This is a genomic window from Streptomyces sp. NPDC030809, from assembly GCF_055572195.1.
In genome coordinates this window covers 350,200-364,133 of sequence record NZ_JBVIDV010000002.1, presented here as the reverse complement: position 1 = coordinate 364,133, position 13,934 = coordinate 350,200, and the positions used below count along the sequence as shown (strand labels likewise).

The 13,934-nt window shown below is 73.1% G+C and carries 11 protein-coding genes and 1 pseudogene; 8 read left to right on the top strand and 4 right to left on the bottom strand.

The window, feature by feature from the left end; all coding sequences use genetic code 11:
- Nucleotides 1–72 precede the first annotated feature (72 nt).
- The gene (locus tag ACZ407_RS04275) at nucleotides 73–1,899 is read right to left on the bottom strand and encodes a glycoside hydrolase family 3 protein (protein ID WP_468125339.1); all 1,827 of its coding nucleotides are present in this window, start codon (nucleotides 1,897–1,899) and stop codon (nucleotides 73–75) included.
- 9 nt (nucleotides 1,900–1,908) lie between these two features.
- Nucleotides 1,909–2,898, bottom strand: a complete 990-nt coding sequence (locus ACZ407_RS04270; protein ID WP_468125338.1) for a LysR family transcriptional regulator — start codon at nucleotides 2,896–2,898, stop codon at nucleotides 1,909–1,911.
- 118 nt (nucleotides 2,899–3,016) lie between these two features.
- Between ACZ407_RS04270 and ACZ407_RS04265 the strand changes: the two genes are divergently transcribed.
- Nucleotides 3,017–4,054: an EamA family transporter gene (locus ACZ407_RS04265; RefSeq protein ID WP_468125336.1), complete on the top strand. Its 1,038-nt coding sequence runs from the start codon at nucleotides 3,017–3,019 to the stop codon at nucleotides 4,052–4,054.
- On the opposite strand, the pseudogene ACZ407_RS04260 reads toward ACZ407_RS04265, so the two are convergent.
- Nucleotides 3,960–4,460: pseudogene (locus ACZ407_RS04260) on the bottom strand (GNAT family N-acetyltransferase); the annotation flags it as partial. The gene ACZ407_RS04265 and the pseudogene ACZ407_RS04260 overlap by 95 nt on opposite strands.
- 54 nt (nucleotides 4,461–4,514) lie before the next feature.
- Entirely contained in the window at nucleotides 4,515–5,519 is a 1,005-nt protein-coding gene (locus ACZ407_RS04255; protein ID WP_468125334.1) for a helix-turn-helix transcriptional regulator, read from the bottom strand.
- A 269-nt stretch (nucleotides 5,520–5,788) separates the two neighbouring features.
- Here ACZ407_RS04255 and ACZ407_RS04250 point away from each other — a divergent pair, with 269 nt between their 5' ends.
- The 7 genes from ACZ407_RS04250 to ACZ407_RS04220 all read left to right on the top strand — a co-directional run bounded on the left by ACZ407_RS04250 (nucleotide 5,789) and on the right by ACZ407_RS04220 (nucleotide 13,765).
- The gene (locus ACZ407_RS04250) at nucleotides 5,789–6,598 is read left to right on the top strand and encodes a hypothetical protein (protein WP_468125333.1); all 810 of its coding nucleotides are present in this window, start codon (nucleotides 5,789–5,791) and stop codon (nucleotides 6,596–6,598) included.
- A 157-nt stretch (nucleotides 6,599–6,755) separates the two neighbouring features.
- Nucleotides 6,756–7,328: a GNAT family N-acetyltransferase gene (locus ACZ407_RS04245; protein ID WP_468125331.1), complete on the top strand. Its 573-nt coding sequence runs from the start codon at nucleotides 6,756–6,758 to the stop codon at nucleotides 7,326–7,328.
- A 254-nt stretch (nucleotides 7,329–7,582) separates the two neighbouring features.
- Nucleotides 7,583–8,167: a cysteine hydrolase family protein gene (locus ACZ407_RS04240; protein WP_468125330.1), complete on the top strand. Its 585-nt coding sequence runs from the start codon at nucleotides 7,583–7,585 to the stop codon at nucleotides 8,165–8,167.
- A 29-nt stretch (nucleotides 8,168–8,196) separates the two neighbouring features.
- On the top strand, nucleotides 8,197–9,219 hold the full coding sequence (gene hypE / locus ACZ407_RS04235) for a hydrogenase expression/formation protein HypE (protein WP_468125328.1): 1,023 nt from the start codon (nucleotides 8,197–8,199) through the stop codon (nucleotides 9,217–9,219).
- 28 nt (nucleotides 9,220–9,247) lie between these two features.
- Nucleotides 9,248–11,614 carry a carbamoyltransferase HypF gene (gene hypF / locus ACZ407_RS04230; protein ID WP_468125327.1) on the top strand — a complete coding sequence of 789 codons (2,367 nt, stop codon included), beginning with the start codon at nucleotides 9,248–9,250 and terminating at the stop codon, nucleotides 11,612–11,614.
- A gap of 4 nt (nucleotides 11,615–11,618) precedes the next feature.
- Nucleotides 11,619–12,953 carry a diaminobutyrate--2-oxoglutarate transaminase family protein gene (locus ACZ407_RS04225; protein ID WP_468125325.1) on the top strand — a complete coding sequence of 445 codons (1,335 nt, stop codon included), beginning with the start codon at nucleotides 11,619–11,621 and terminating at the stop codon, nucleotides 12,951–12,953.
- A 92-nt stretch (nucleotides 12,954–13,045) separates the two neighbouring features.
- The gene (locus tag ACZ407_RS04220) at nucleotides 13,046–13,765 is read left to right on the top strand and encodes a hypothetical protein (protein ID WP_468125324.1); all 720 of its coding nucleotides are present in this window, start codon (nucleotides 13,046–13,048) and stop codon (nucleotides 13,763–13,765) included.
- Nucleotides 13,766–13,934: the final 169 nt, after the last annotated feature.

Sequence of the window (13,934 nt, the reverse complement as noted above, 5' to 3'; positions counted from 1 at the left end):
GAGGCCCCCAGGACCCCACCGGGTCCCGGGGGCCTTCGCCGTTGCCGGGCCCGCGCGGGAGCGGCCGGCGGGTCAGTACGACAGGCCGTGGCCCAGCGGGAAGGCGCCCGGCACCGGCACCGGAAGCCGCCCCGAGGGATCCGTGCGGCCCGCCAGCACCCGGGCGGCGGCCCGCAGTTCCACGTCCGTCCAGGCGTACGAGGCCAGGGCCGCGGAGGTGCGCGGCAGCCGGGCCGGGTCGTACGGGTTGCGGACCGCGAGGGTGACCACCGGGACGCCGGTGGCGGCCAGCCGCCGGACCAGGGCGTGCTGGGGGTTCTCGGCCGCATCCGCCGTTCCGGCCCCCGCAGCCGTTCCGGCCGCCGGCTCCGGCACGTTGTACGTCAGCACCACCAGCGCGTCCTGGCCGCGGGCGGCGGCCACCGCGGAGGCGATCGCCTCCTCCGCGGGTGCGGTGCCGGTGGGCAGCACCGTGGGGGTGAAGCCGAGGGCGGCCAGCTCGCGGGCCAGGGCGGCCGCGGGCGGGCCGGTGGTGCCGCTGGGCGAGGCCGGATCGGCGCCCGTGACCAGCAGCCGGGGGCGGTCGGCGGGGGAGAGCGGCAGCAGTCCGTCCGGATTGGCGAGCAGGGTGGTGGTGCCCGCCGCGATCTCGTCGGCGGCCTCCAGGTGGGCCGCGGTGCCCACGGTCCGGCCCACCTCCCCGGTCCGGGGGAAGGGGTCGGTGAACAGGCCCCGCCGGGCCTTGAGTTCCAGCACCCGCAGGACCGAGGCGTCGACCCGGTCCTCGGAGAGCTCCCCGGACCGGACGGCCGCCAGCACCGCCCCGATCGCCAGCCGCAGGTCCGGGGGGTTCAGCAGCTGGTCGCAGCCCGCCTTGAGGGCCAGCACCGGCACCCGGTCGTCCCCGTACTTCTGCCGTACGCCGGCCATGTCGAGGGCGTCGGTGACCACCACCCCCCGGAAGCCGAGGCGTTCGCGCAGCAGGCCGGTGACGATCGGCCGGGAGAGGGTGGCCGGGTCGCCGGAGGGGTCGAGGGCGGGGAACACGATGTGGGCGGTCATGACCGCGTCGGCCCCGGCCCGTACGGCCGCGCGGAACGGCGGCTCGTCCAGCTCCTCCCACTGGGCCCGGGTGTGCCGCATCACGGGCAGCCCCACGTGGCTGTCGGTCTCGGTGTCCCCGTGGCCCGGGAAGTGCTTGGCGGTGGCGGCGATCCCCGACTCCTGGTAGCCGCGCACCTGGGCGGCGGCCAGGGCGGCCACCGCCTGCGGGTCCGAGCCGAAGGAGCGGACGCCGATCACCGGATTGGCGGGGTTCACGTTGACGTCGGCCACCGGCGCGTAGTCCTGGCGGATACCGAGGGCGGCCAGTTCGGCGCCCGCGATCCGGGCGGCGCGCCGGGCGGCGGCGGTGGAGCCGCCCGCGCCCAGCGCCATCGCCCCCGGGAACAGGGTGGCGGGGCGGCCGATCCGGGCCACGGCCCCGTGCTCCTGGTCCACCGACAGCAGCAGCGGGACGCCCGAAGGCCCGGCCAGCGCGGCCCGCTGGAGCCCCTCGGACAGCTCGGCCACCTGCTGCGGGCTGCGGGTGTTGTGGGCCCAGGAGAAGTAGATGATCCCGCCGACGTGGTACGCCTCGACCAGCTCGGCGGGGGTGCGCACCCCGAAGAGCTCACGGTTGGCGGCGGCATCGGCCGGGTCGGGCGCGGTCGCGGAGTGGCCGTACACCCGGGTGACGAAGAGCTGGCCCACCTTCTCGGCCAGGGTCATCCGGCCGAGGAGGCGGTGCGGCCGGGTCACCGGCGGGACCCGGCGGGTGCCGGCGGCTGCGGACCCGGCCGGGAGGGCCGCGAGGGCGGCCGCGGCGAGCAGGGTGCGGCGGGAGGCGTGGTTCGGCACCCGGGCACGCTACTGCCGGGCCGGGTCCGCGGCCGCGGGGACACCCCCGGCGTCCTCCGGACGTGGGACCCGGGCGCGGCTCGCGGGCGGGTCGGGGTAGCCGGCCGGCGGCCAGTGGGCCTGGAGGGCGCGCACCGCCTCGGTGATCGCGGGGCGGCGGGCGGCGCCGGTCCGCCACAGGGCGTAGAGGCGGCGGGTGGGGATGGGCTCCAGCGGGACGGGCACCACTCCGGGCGGCAGCGGCCCGCTGCCCAGCCGGGGGATCACCGCGACCCCGAGCCCGGCGGCGACCAGGGCGACCTGGGTGTGGTTCTCCGCGACCACGTGGGCGATGTCGGGCTGCACGCCCACCGCCCGCAGGGTCCGCACCAGCCAGTCGTGGCAGGTGCGGCCGGGAGGCTGGGAGACCCAGCGCTGTCCGTGCAGGTCGGTGCGGAGCACCAGCTCCCGCCGGGTGAAGGGGTGGCCCTCGGGGACGAGCAGGTCGCACAGGTCGTCGCCGATCACGGCCTGTTCCACCCCCTCGGGGGTGGGCAGCGGGGCGATGTCCCAGTCGTGGGTCACCGCCAGGTCGGTCACGCCCTGCGCGACCAGGTCCATCGACAGGTGCGGGTCCACCTCGGTGAGGCGGACCTCCAGGGCCTGGTGCCGGCGGGCGAGGTCGGCGAGCACCCCGGGCAGCAGTCCCCGGGCGGCCGAGGCGAAGGCGGCCACCCGCAGCTGTCCGCTGGGCTGCCCGCGGCGCTCCTCCAGGGTGGTTTCGGCCCGCTCCACGATGGCCAGCAGCTCCTGCGCGGTGGCGGCCAGGTGGCGGGCCTCCTCGGTGAGGGCGACCCCGCGGCCCCGGCGCTCCAGCAGGGTGGTGCGGGTCTCCCGCTCCAGCTTGGCGATCTGCTGGGAGACGGCCGAGGCGGTGTAGCCGAGGGCTTCGGCGGCCGCGCCGACGGAGCCGTGGACGGATACGGCGTGCAGGGCGCGCAGCCGGGAGAGGTCGAGCATGCGGGCAGCTTAGAGGCCCGGCGCGGACGGGCGCCGGGGTTTGGATGAAGCAATCCTTCATCCGACCCTGAAGAAATCCGCGCTGGTGCTACATGGTTGATGGTCGGATCCTCGGATCATGCGTCCTGTGCACCTTGCTCTTGCCGTCCTCGTGACCGCCGTCTGGGGCTTCAACTTCGTCATCATCCAGATCGGGCTGGGCGAGTTCCCGCCCCTGCTGCTGTCCGCCCTTCGGTTCCTCGCGGCCGCCCTGCCCGCCGTGTTCTTCGTGGGGCGGCCCAAGGTCGCGTGGAAGTGGGTGGTGGCGGTCGGGCTGGTGCTGGGCGTGGCCAAGTTCGGGCTGCTGTTCAGCGGCATGGACGCGGGCATGCCCGCCGGGCTGTCCTCGCTGGTGCTCCAGGTCCAGGCCGTGTTCACCGCGGTGTTCGCGGCGGTGGTGCTGAGGGAGCGGCCGGGCGGGCTGCGGATCGCGGGCATGGCCGTCGCCTTCACCGGGATCGCGGTGGCCGCGGTGGACGAGGGGGCCTCCGGGCCGGTGCTGGGCTTCTCGATGGTGGTGGCGGCCGCCGCCTGCTGGGGCGTGTCCAACGTGCTGACCCGCAAGGCCGCCCCGCCCGACGCGCTGAACTTCATGGTCTGGGTGAGCGCCGTGCCGGTGCTGCCGCTGCTGGCCCTGTCCCTGGTGCTGGAGGGGCCCCGGCGGGACCTGGACGCGCTGCGCGGGATGGACTGGAGCGGGGTCGGGGTGGTGGCGTACCTGGCCTGGGCCACCACCGTGTTCGGCTTCGGGGCGTGGGGCTACCTGCTGCGCCGCTACCCGGCCTCCTCGGTGGCCCCGTTCTCGCTGCTCGTGCCGGTGTTCGGGATGAGCTCGGCGGCCCTGGTGCTGGGCGAGGAGGTGCACGGGCTGCGCTGGGTCGCGGCGGTGCTGCTGGTCGGCGGGGTGGCGCTGACCTCGCTGGTGCCCGCCCGGCCGAAGGCGCAGGCGGGCGCGGAGCCGGCGGAGGGCGCGGACGCGGGGGCGCAGGGCGCGGACGCGGCTGCGGAGCCGGGGTCCGGGGTCAGTGCGGGGAGTGCCCTTGCAGGGACAGCCGCCAGTCCTGCCCCGTCAGATCCGCTCCGAACGAGCGGTGCGGCTTCTCCGCGACGAGGGTGAAACCGGCCCGCTGGTAGAGGACGCGGGCGGCGGCCAGCACGTCGTTGGTCCACAGGACCAGCTCCCGGTAGCCCGCCTCGCGGGCGAAGGCCACGACCGCGTCCACCAGCCGGGCCCCGATGCCGTGCCCGCGGCCCGCCGGGTCCACGAGGAGCAGCCGCAGCCGGGCGGTGCCCGGGGCGTCGTCGCGTACGCACATCACGCAGCCGGCCGGGCGCCCGTCGAGCTCGGCGATCCAGACCCGCTCCAGATGCGGGTCGTGGTCCTGGGCGAAGTCCGCGACGATCCGCGCGACCAGTCCCTCGAACTCGGCGTTCCAGCCGTACTCGGCGGCGTAGAGCGCGCCGTGCCGCTGCACGATCCAGCCCAGGTCGCCCGGCTCCGGGTCGCGCAGCCGGACCGTGTCGTGTGGCCCCATGGGCCCGAGCGTACCCGCGGGGCCGGGGCCGCCGGGAGGCGGTCAGAACGAGCTGAACGGCTCCTTGCTGAGCAGGTATCCGGCGTGCAGCCGGTTCCGCGCCCCGATGCTCTTCATGATGTTCGAGATGTGGCGCTGGCAATTGCGCAAGGAAATTCCCACCACCTGGGCGATGCGGTTGTCGGACTCTCCCTGCACCAGCAGGGAAATAATGGTCTGCTGGATCTCCGAAGTGATCGCCATTCGTCCCGCCCGGTCCCCTTCCGGGACGAATTTCACCGCTCCGCTCCAGGCGCGTTCGAAGGCATCCACTATGAATGCGACAAGGTGGCGATTTCTGGCCACTGCCGCGCCGACTGTGCCATTCATGAGCGGCAGGATCGCGATTTCCTCGTCGAAGACAATGCAGCGCGGAAAGCCGCCGGCGAGGGTGGCCACTTCCGCCCCCAGCGGGGTGACGACCCCGACGAACGAGGCCGTGACCGGGCTGAAACGGGCGGTGTGCTGATAAAGGGTGCGCATCTTCACCCCCCGCTCCAGCAGGTGGACGGTGCGCTCCATGCTCTCCCCGAGCACCTCCTCGTCCCGCGCGCCGCCCGGCTGCGAGGTCAGCACCTGCGAGCGGCAGGACTCTGCGAACCCGGTGATGAGGTCGCGCACGTCCGTCAGCTCCGGCACCACCTCCAGCGCGGCATCGTCCGGAAAACGGCCCGACTGGAGGTCCAACTCGTCTAAGTCGCTTCGAAGATGGTCGATCAGGGCCTGCAACCGGTGCAGATCCTGCTGGAGTGGGTTCAGCACCTTGATGCGTGCGTGGTCCACCGGATATGGCATGAATGGTCCCGATCCCATCCGTCTCGCACTGAGAAGTCCGAGTCGCCGGAGGGTCTGGGCCGCCTCCTCCACCTCGGCCGCGTCCATGCCCAGGGCCGCAGCCGCCGAATCGAAGGTCGCACCGGGGGTCCTGGTGATGAACCGGTAGAGCCGGTCCGCCGCGCTGCTCAGCTGGGGCAGGGTGAAATCGCTGCCTTGTCCGAGTATTTGCATTTTAGCCTCCTGTCATGTTTCCGCCAGGGTCAACATGATCCCAGGGGAGGCTGGTATTGCATATCCGCTCCAGCGCAGGATGAGAACCAGCCGCTGATGACCTCAGCACCTCTCGAAAGGCAGGTACCCATGCCACGCGCAGCGAGAATCGTTCTCGCCATCGCAGCATCCGTAGCGGTGTCCTTCTTTCTCGCGCAGGGCGAAGGCGAATCCGCCGCCCTGGTGGCCGCCGCCGGTCCGGTCGCGGCAGTCGATGATCTTGGGTGGGGATGACGATGCCTCGTAGCAAGTCGTACAACACGTACTCCAACCTCCAGCGGCCCGAATTCCGCAAGCGCGTCGACGAGCTGCTGCTGAAGTTCGAGCGGGACTTCTACGAGCGCAGCAAGGGCGCCGAGGGCATGCTGGACGCCGCGAAGTTCGACATGGAGCTGTACAAGCGCCACAACGTCGAGACGATGATCCGCATCGGCCTCAAGCGCGCCGTCGACCCGCTCATCGCCAACTACTGGGCCACCCGCGACCCGCAGCTCTGCAAGGAGTGGGGCCTGTACGGGGCCGAAGAGGGCCGCCACGACCGCATGTTCGCCGGCGACCTGCACAAGGTGGGCATGACGGACGAGGAGATCTACGCGATCCGCCCGACCTTCGCCACCGAGCTGCTCAACGGGTACTTCTACTACACGATGGCCACCGAGGGCCCGCTCGCCGCGATGATCAGCGGCTTCTACCTCGAGTACATCGCCGGCAAGACCCAGCCCGAGTGGCTGGACATCATGGAGCAGCACGTCGGCGCCGGGAACACCAAGGGGGCCCGCGCCCACCTGGCCCTCGACGAGGACGACGACCACGTGGACATGGTCTGGAACATGATCATGCGCGTGATCAAGGACGAGGCCGACGAGGAGCGCTTCGTCGAGCACCTCACCAAGATCAACTCGCTGTTCGTCTCGTACTTCGTCGAGGTCTACGCCTCCACGGTGCTCGGAGCCGGTGCCGACCCCTCGGCCCTGACCCAGGCGGCACCGGCCGCGGCCGTCCAGACCAACCTGCAGTCGAGGGCCGGCGCCACGGCCTGACCCGGCCGGACGCACGTACGCGCTCCCGACACCCCAGAACGCTCCGGCGACCCCGGACATCGCGTTCAAGGCCTGCCACTCGCCCCCGCACGCCGGGGGTCGCCCAGTGATGTCCGGGGTCGGGCCGTCCGCCACCGTCTGCACACCGAGGAAGACGATGCACTACTCATGGCCGCGCGAACTGTCCGAACAGGACATGCGCGAAATGATCGAGCTGATGGACGCCGTCGCCGTCAAGGAGATGACGCTCGGCTTCTACGAACCCGTCGGCCTGGAGAAGGGCCTGCCGCTGATGCGCGCCTTCGACGCCGACCTCCGCAAGGGCGCCGTCGAACTCCTCGCCGTGCGCAACGACGAGCACCGCATCGTCGGCATGGTGACCCTGGCCCGGGCCCCGCTGCCGGCCCGCCGCCACGTCGTCGAGATGCGCCGCTGCGTCATCGCCCCGGACCACCGCGGGCAGTTCCTGCTGGAAGGCTGGGCCGAGGCCCTGCGCAAGGTCGGCGAGATGGGCTGCGAGGTCATCACCCTCGAAGTCCGCGACGACGGACCGGCCGTGCTCTGGCAGCGGCTCGGCTTCCGCGAGTACGGGCAGCTGCCCGACTACGCGCGCGCCGACGGCCGCCCCGTGACCGGCTACTTCATGTACGCCCGGCGCAGCGAGATCGTGGCCCACTTCGAGGCCACGGGCACGTGGCTGCACGAGCCGGAGGGCGCGGCCGCGCGCTGATCCCGCCGGGCCGTTCAGGGGCTCCGTCCCCGGCCCCCCGCACCTCACACTCCCGAGCCCCCAGGGGGCTGGGAGGTCACCCCCCGCCCGGCGAGGCCCGGCCCGCCCACGGCCGCCGCGCCTCCACCCGGAGCCGGATTCCGCTCCTGCGCCACCACCCCACGCCGCCCGTCCCCCTCCCGGGCCGGCCCGCCGCCGTGCGCGCGCACGGCGGCCCCCCTCACGCCGACACGGCCTCACCGAAGGGCACAGCCATGTCCAAAATCGCCGTCCTCACCAACGACCTGCAGTACGAGCTGGTCGAGAAGAACCCCGAGCGGATCGCCGCCGTCGCGGCCGCCACCCCGCACTTCACCGGCTTCCTCGACGAGATGCGCCGCCGCGGGCACCACATCTTCCACCTCCAGCTGGTCAACGACCCCGACGACCCCAACGCCGAGCGCTACGACGGCCACCTGCCCGTCCAGCGCGGCACCCGCGGCGCCGAGATCATCGAGGAGTTCCTCGCGCCCGAGGACGTGGTCATGGAGAAGAACAAGGACAGCGGCTTCTACGAGACCGACCTGCACGAGCGCCTCCAGGCCCTCGGCGTGGACACCGTGCTGATCACCGGCATGCAGACGCAGATATGCGTCCAGACCACCGCCGCCGACGCCTTCTTCCGCGGCTACAACATCTGGGTCCCCTCCGACTGCGTGGTCTCCGCGCGCACCGAGGACAAGGACCGCGCCCTGGAGTGGCTGGCCGGCTACTGCGCCACCGTCACGGACTCCGCCGAGGTGCTGCGGACCCTCGACGCCGAGGGCTCGCTGCCGCGCAAGAACATCAAGACCCCGTGACGCAGACCCCCTCCGCGGAAGGAACACGCATGCCGACGAGTGCGGCCACCGAGCACATCCTCCTCGACCACGGCACGGGGGCGAAGCTGAGCCAGGAACTGGTCCAGCTCATCGCGGAAACCCTCGGCGACGTCTACGTCGGAATCATGGAGGACAGCGCGATCCTGCGGGTCGAATCCGACCGGATCGCCATGACCACCGACTCCTTCGTGGTCGACCCGCCGTTCTTCGGGAACGGCGACATCGGCAAGATCGCGGTCTGCGGCACGGTCAACGACCTGGCCGTCGCCGGTGCCCGCCCCAAGTACCTCACCCTGGGCATGATCCTGGAGACCGGGCTGCCGGTCGCCCGCCTGGTCCAGGTGCTGGAGTCGATCCGCGAGACCGCCCGCGAGGCCGGGGTGCAGATCGTCGGCGGCGACACCAAGGTGGTCCGCAAGGGCGAGGCCGACCAGATCTACCTCAACACCGCGGGGGTCGGGGTCTTCGAACGCGACCCGCTGTCCATGGCCGACGTACGCGCCGGGGACCGGGTCGTCCTCAGCGGGCCGATCGGCAACCACACCGTCCACCTGCTCTCCATCCGCGAGGGCCTCGGCTTCGAACAGCGGGTGGACAGCGACTGCGCGCCGCTGAACAACCTGATCGACGGGGTTCTCGGCAAGGTCCCGGCGGGCGCCGTCCGCTCCATGCGCGACGTCACCCGCGGCGGCCTGTCCGCCGTGCTCCACGAGTACGCCGGCAAGGTCGGCCGCACCATCCGCGTCGAGCGCGACAACCTCCCCGTACAGCACGAGACGGCCATGGCCGCCGACATGCTCGGGATCAACCCCCTGCACTGCGCCAACGAAGGCTGCCTCGCCCTCTTCGTCGACCCGGCCGCCGAGGCCGAGGTGCTGGCCGCCCTCCGCGCCCAGCCGTACGGGGAGCACGCCGTGGCCATCGGCGAGATCACCGAGGACCCCGAGGGGCTCGTTCTGCTGCGCGACCGGGACGGCCGGGAGACCCAGCTCGAGGAGCTGCTCGGCGCCGAACTCCCCAGGCTCTGCTGACCCTGCCGAGAAGCGAGGAGACCGTCACATGAGCACCGAGAGCAGCGCGGACATCGGGGCGGCCGCCGGGGAATGGCGGCTGCGGGTCACCGGCGTGGTCCAGGGCGTGGGCTACCGGCCCTTCGTCTACAAGCTGGCCCGCGAACTCGGCCTCTCCGGCTGGGTCCGCAACGACCCCGAAGGCGTCCTGGTGGAGGCCGCCGGACCGGCCGCCGACCTGGCCCGGTTCGCCGAGGGGCTCAGCGCCCGCGCCCCCGAGCTCGCCCGGGTGGACGAGGTCCGCGTGACCAGGGGGCTGCCCGCCGGCAGCGTCCCCGAGGGCCCGTTCACCATCGTGCACAGCGAGCACACCGGCGCCCGGTCCGCGCTGCTCCCGGCGGACACCCACGTCTGCGCCGACTGCCAGGCGGAACTGCGCGACCCGAAGGACCGCAGGCACCGCTACGCGTTCATCAACTGCACCAACTGCGGCCCCCGCTACTCCATCATCCGGGACCTCCCGTACGACCGTCCGATGACCACCATGGCCGCCTTCACCATGTGCGCGGACTGCAAGAACGAATACGAGGACCCCCTCGACCGGCGCTACCACGCCCAGCCCAACGCCTGCCCGGACTGCGGCCCCCGGCTGCTCTTCCGCGACCGCGAGGGGAACTCCGCCGAAGGCGACGAGGCCCTCATCCGGACCGCCCGGGTGCTGGCCGACGGCGGGATCGCCGCCGTCAAGAGCGTCGGCGGCTTCCACCTCGCCGTGGACGCCACCCGCCCGGAGGCCGTGGCCCTGCTGCGCAGCCGCAAGCGCCGCGACTCCAAGCCCTTCGCGGTGATGGTCCGCGACCTGGCCACGGCCCAGCGGCTGGTCCAGCTCTCCGAGGCCGAGATCGACGTGCTGCGCTCCCCGGCCCGGCCCATCCTGCTCGCCCGCAAGCAGCAGGACTCCCTGCCGGAATCCGTGGCCCCCCGCAACCCCAACCTGGGCATCATGCTGCCCTCCGCCCCGCACCACCACCTGCTGCTGGACGAACCGGGCCTCGAAGCCCTCGTCATGACCAGCGGCAACATCTCCGGCTACCCCATCGCCTACCGCAACGAGGACGCGCTGGCGCAGCTCTTCGAGATCGCGGACGTGATCCTCTACCACGACCGCGGCATCGAGATCCGCGTCGACGACTCCGTGGTCCGCCTCTCCGACCACGAGGAACTCGGCGAACCGCTCATGCAGTTCATCCGGCGCGCCCGCGGCTACGCCCCCTACCCGGTGGACGTGGGCCGCGAGGTGGCCTCCGTGGTGGCCCTGGGCGCCGAGCTCAAGACCACCGTCGCCCTCACCAACGGCTCCCAGGTCTTCCTGAGCCAGCACATCGGCGACCTCAAGAACGACGAGACCTTCGCCGCCCACCGCCGCACCGCCCGCCACCTGGCCCGGCTCTACGCGCTGGAGCCGCAGATCACCGCACACGACATGCACCCGCAGTTCCGCTCCACCCGCGCCGCCCTCGACGAGGACCCCGCCGCCCCCGCCGGCGCAGTCGTGGAAGTCCAGCACCACCACGCCCACATGGCCTCCTGCATGGCCGAGAACCACGTCACCGGCACCACCCTCGGAGTGGTCTTCGACGGCTTCGGCTACGGCGAGGACGGCACGGTGTGGGGCGGCGAGTTCCTCCTCGGCGACTACGCGGCCTACCGCCGGGTCGGCCGGCTGCGCAGGCTCCCGCTGATCGGCGGGGACCAGGCGGTCCGCGAACCGGTCCGCACCGGCTACGCCCTCGCCCTGGACGCCTTCGACGGGGACCCCGCCCGGGCCGTGCAGGCCTTCCCCGCCCTCGCCCGCGACCTCGGCGAACAGCAGCGGCACGTGTTCGCCACCATGGCCGCCCGCGGGATCAACTCCCCGCCCACCTCCAGCATGGGCCGGCTCTTCGACGGCGCCGCCGCCCTCGCCGGGATCTGCGCCCGCGCCGAGTACGAGGCCCAGGGCCCCATCGAACTGGAGGGCCTGCTCGCCCGCGACTCCGCGCAGGAACACGCGTACGCCTTCGGTGCGTACGAGGCCGACGGCCTGGCCGAGGCGGACCCGCGGCCCGTGATCCGGGCCATGGCCGCCGACCTCGCCGCCGGGCTGCCCGTGGAGCGGATCAGCCGCCGCTTCCACACCGCCGTCGTCGACATGGTCCGCGAGCGCTGCCGGGCCGTGCGCGAGGAGACCGGCGTCAACCAGGTCGTCCTCTCCGGCGGCGTGTTCCTCAACGAGTTCCTGCTGCTCAACTGTCTGACCGGGCTGACCGCCGACGGCTTCGACACGCACGTCCACCGACTGGTCCCGACCAACGACGGAGGGATCGCCCTCGGCCAGGTCATGGTCGCGGACGCCCGCACACCCAGGGGGAAGTGAAGACGTGACCACCCTCACGCCGGACGAGATCTACGAGTTCGTCCGGGCCCGCGAATCCGGCGCCCGGACCTACGCCACCGCCTTCGGCCGCCTCCTCACCGGAGGGCTCGGCGCGCGCATCCGCGACGGCCACGGCCGCGAGTACCTCGACTGCCTGGCCGCCGCGGGCACCCTCGCCCTCGGCCACAACCACCCCGAGGTGCTGCACCGGGTCCGCGAGTACCTCGGCTCCGGTCAGGTCCAGCAGGCACTGGACCTGACCACCCCGGCCAAGTACGAGTACCTCGCCGCCCTCTACGACCGGCTGCCCGGCGCCATGCCGGACCACTTCAAGACGCAGTTCTGCGGACCGGCCGGCGCCGACGCCACGGAGGCCGCGGTCAAGCTCTTCAAGACCGCCACCGGCCGCCGCACCGTCCTCGCCTTCCACGGCGGCTACCACGGCATGACCGCCGGGGCCCTCGCCCTCACCGGCAACCTGGCCGCCAAGGAGGCCGTCCCCGGCCTGATGCCCGACGTGCACCACCTGCCCTACCCGTACGACTACCGCTGCCCGTTCGGGCTCGGCGGCGAGCAGGGCGTGCAGGTCGGACTGACCTACCTGGAGCGGCTGCTCACCGACCCGGAGAGCGGCATCACCAAGCCCGCCGCCGTCTTCGTGGAGGCCGTACAGGGCGAGGGCGGGGTCGTGCCCGCACCGCCGCAGTGGCTGCGCGGGCTGCGCGAGATCACGGCGCGGCTCGACATCCCCCTCGTCCTCGACGAGATCCAGGCCGGGTTCGGGCGCACCGGCACCATGTGGGCCTTCGAGGAGGCCGGGATCGAGCCGGACGCCGTCCTGGTCTCGAAGGCGGCCGGCGGCGGCTTCCCGCTGTCCCTGCTGCTCTACCACGGCAAGTACGACGCCTGGGGCCCCGGGGCGCACGCCGGCACCTTCCGCGGCAACCAGATCGCGCTCGTCGCGGGCCTCGCCGGCATGCAGGTCATGGAGTCCGAGGACCTGGTCGCCAAGGCCGCCGCCAAGGGCGAGCTGACCGGCCGGCTGCTGCGCCGGCTCGCCGCCTCCCACCCCGAGATCGGCGAGGTCCGCGGCCGCGGCCTGATGTGGGGCCTCGAGATCGTCGATCCGCAGGGCCCGGCCGACGCCCTCGGCTCCCGCCCCGCCGACGGCGCCCGCGCCCGCCGCATCAAGCGGGCCTGCCTGGACCACGGACTGCTGCTGGAGAGCGGAGGCCGGCACGGGGCCGTGCTGCGCCTGCTGCCGCCGCTCGTCATCACCGAGGAGGAGATCCGCGAAATGGCCGGTTCCCTGGAGAAGGCTCTGATCGACTGCGCCTGAGGCCGCCGGCCTCGGTGCGGCAGCGCACGGACCGACGCACGCACCCGCGGGGCCGCCCCGCACGCGCGCAAGAACACGTAAGGACGACGCACATGACCACGGGAACCGGGAACGGGCAGCAGTGGCGGGTCGACTTCGATGCCGAGGTCGTCTTCAGCAACGGCGGATCCCTGCAGACCCAGGGCTTCCGCCTCGACATCCCCGGCGACTCCATCGAGGACGGGGAACTCGGCGAACTACTGGTCCGCCACCTCGGACTGCTGATGGTCGGCAGCACGAAGATCACCCGCAAGGAGCTCCTCCGGGAGCCCCACAAGGGATCCCGGCACACCGGAGCCCGGGCCGCCGGCCGCCGCACCGCCGACCTGACGGGGCCCGCCACCCGGGCCTCCTGGCCGGCCGGTGCGGACGCCGCCGAGGCGCCCGCACTCGCCGCCCTGGTGGACCTGCCCGTCGTCCTGGTCCGGCTCACCGGAGCCGCCGAACCGGTCGCCGACCGCCTCGCCCTCGCCCCGTTCGACCTCGCCGGGCAGGCCGTCGTCATCCACACCGGCCGCGCCGCGGGCCCCTGCCTCACCGAGGACGCGGCGGCCCTGCTCGCCGCGCAGGGCGCGGCCCTCGTGGCCACCGACGCCACCGGGGACACCGGCCCGGCGGCCGCCGCCCTCGCCGCGGCTGGCATCCCCGCGGTCACCGGACTCACCGGCCTGGCCGACCTGCCCGCCACCGGGGTACGGCTGCACGCCGTGCCCTCCCCGGCCGCGGCCACCCCCTGGATCAGGGTCTACGGAGTGACGGATGACGAGCACTGAACCCACCCGTCCGGCTCTCGCCCCGCCGCCGGCCACCCCCGGCGGCGGGGGGGGGGGGGGGGGAAAACACCCACACCCCCCCCCCCCCCCCCCCTCGCTCTTGGTTGCGTACGCCCAACAGGCATCCTTCTGTCCCATCGCCCCCCCCCTCTCTTACCAGCCGGTTCTC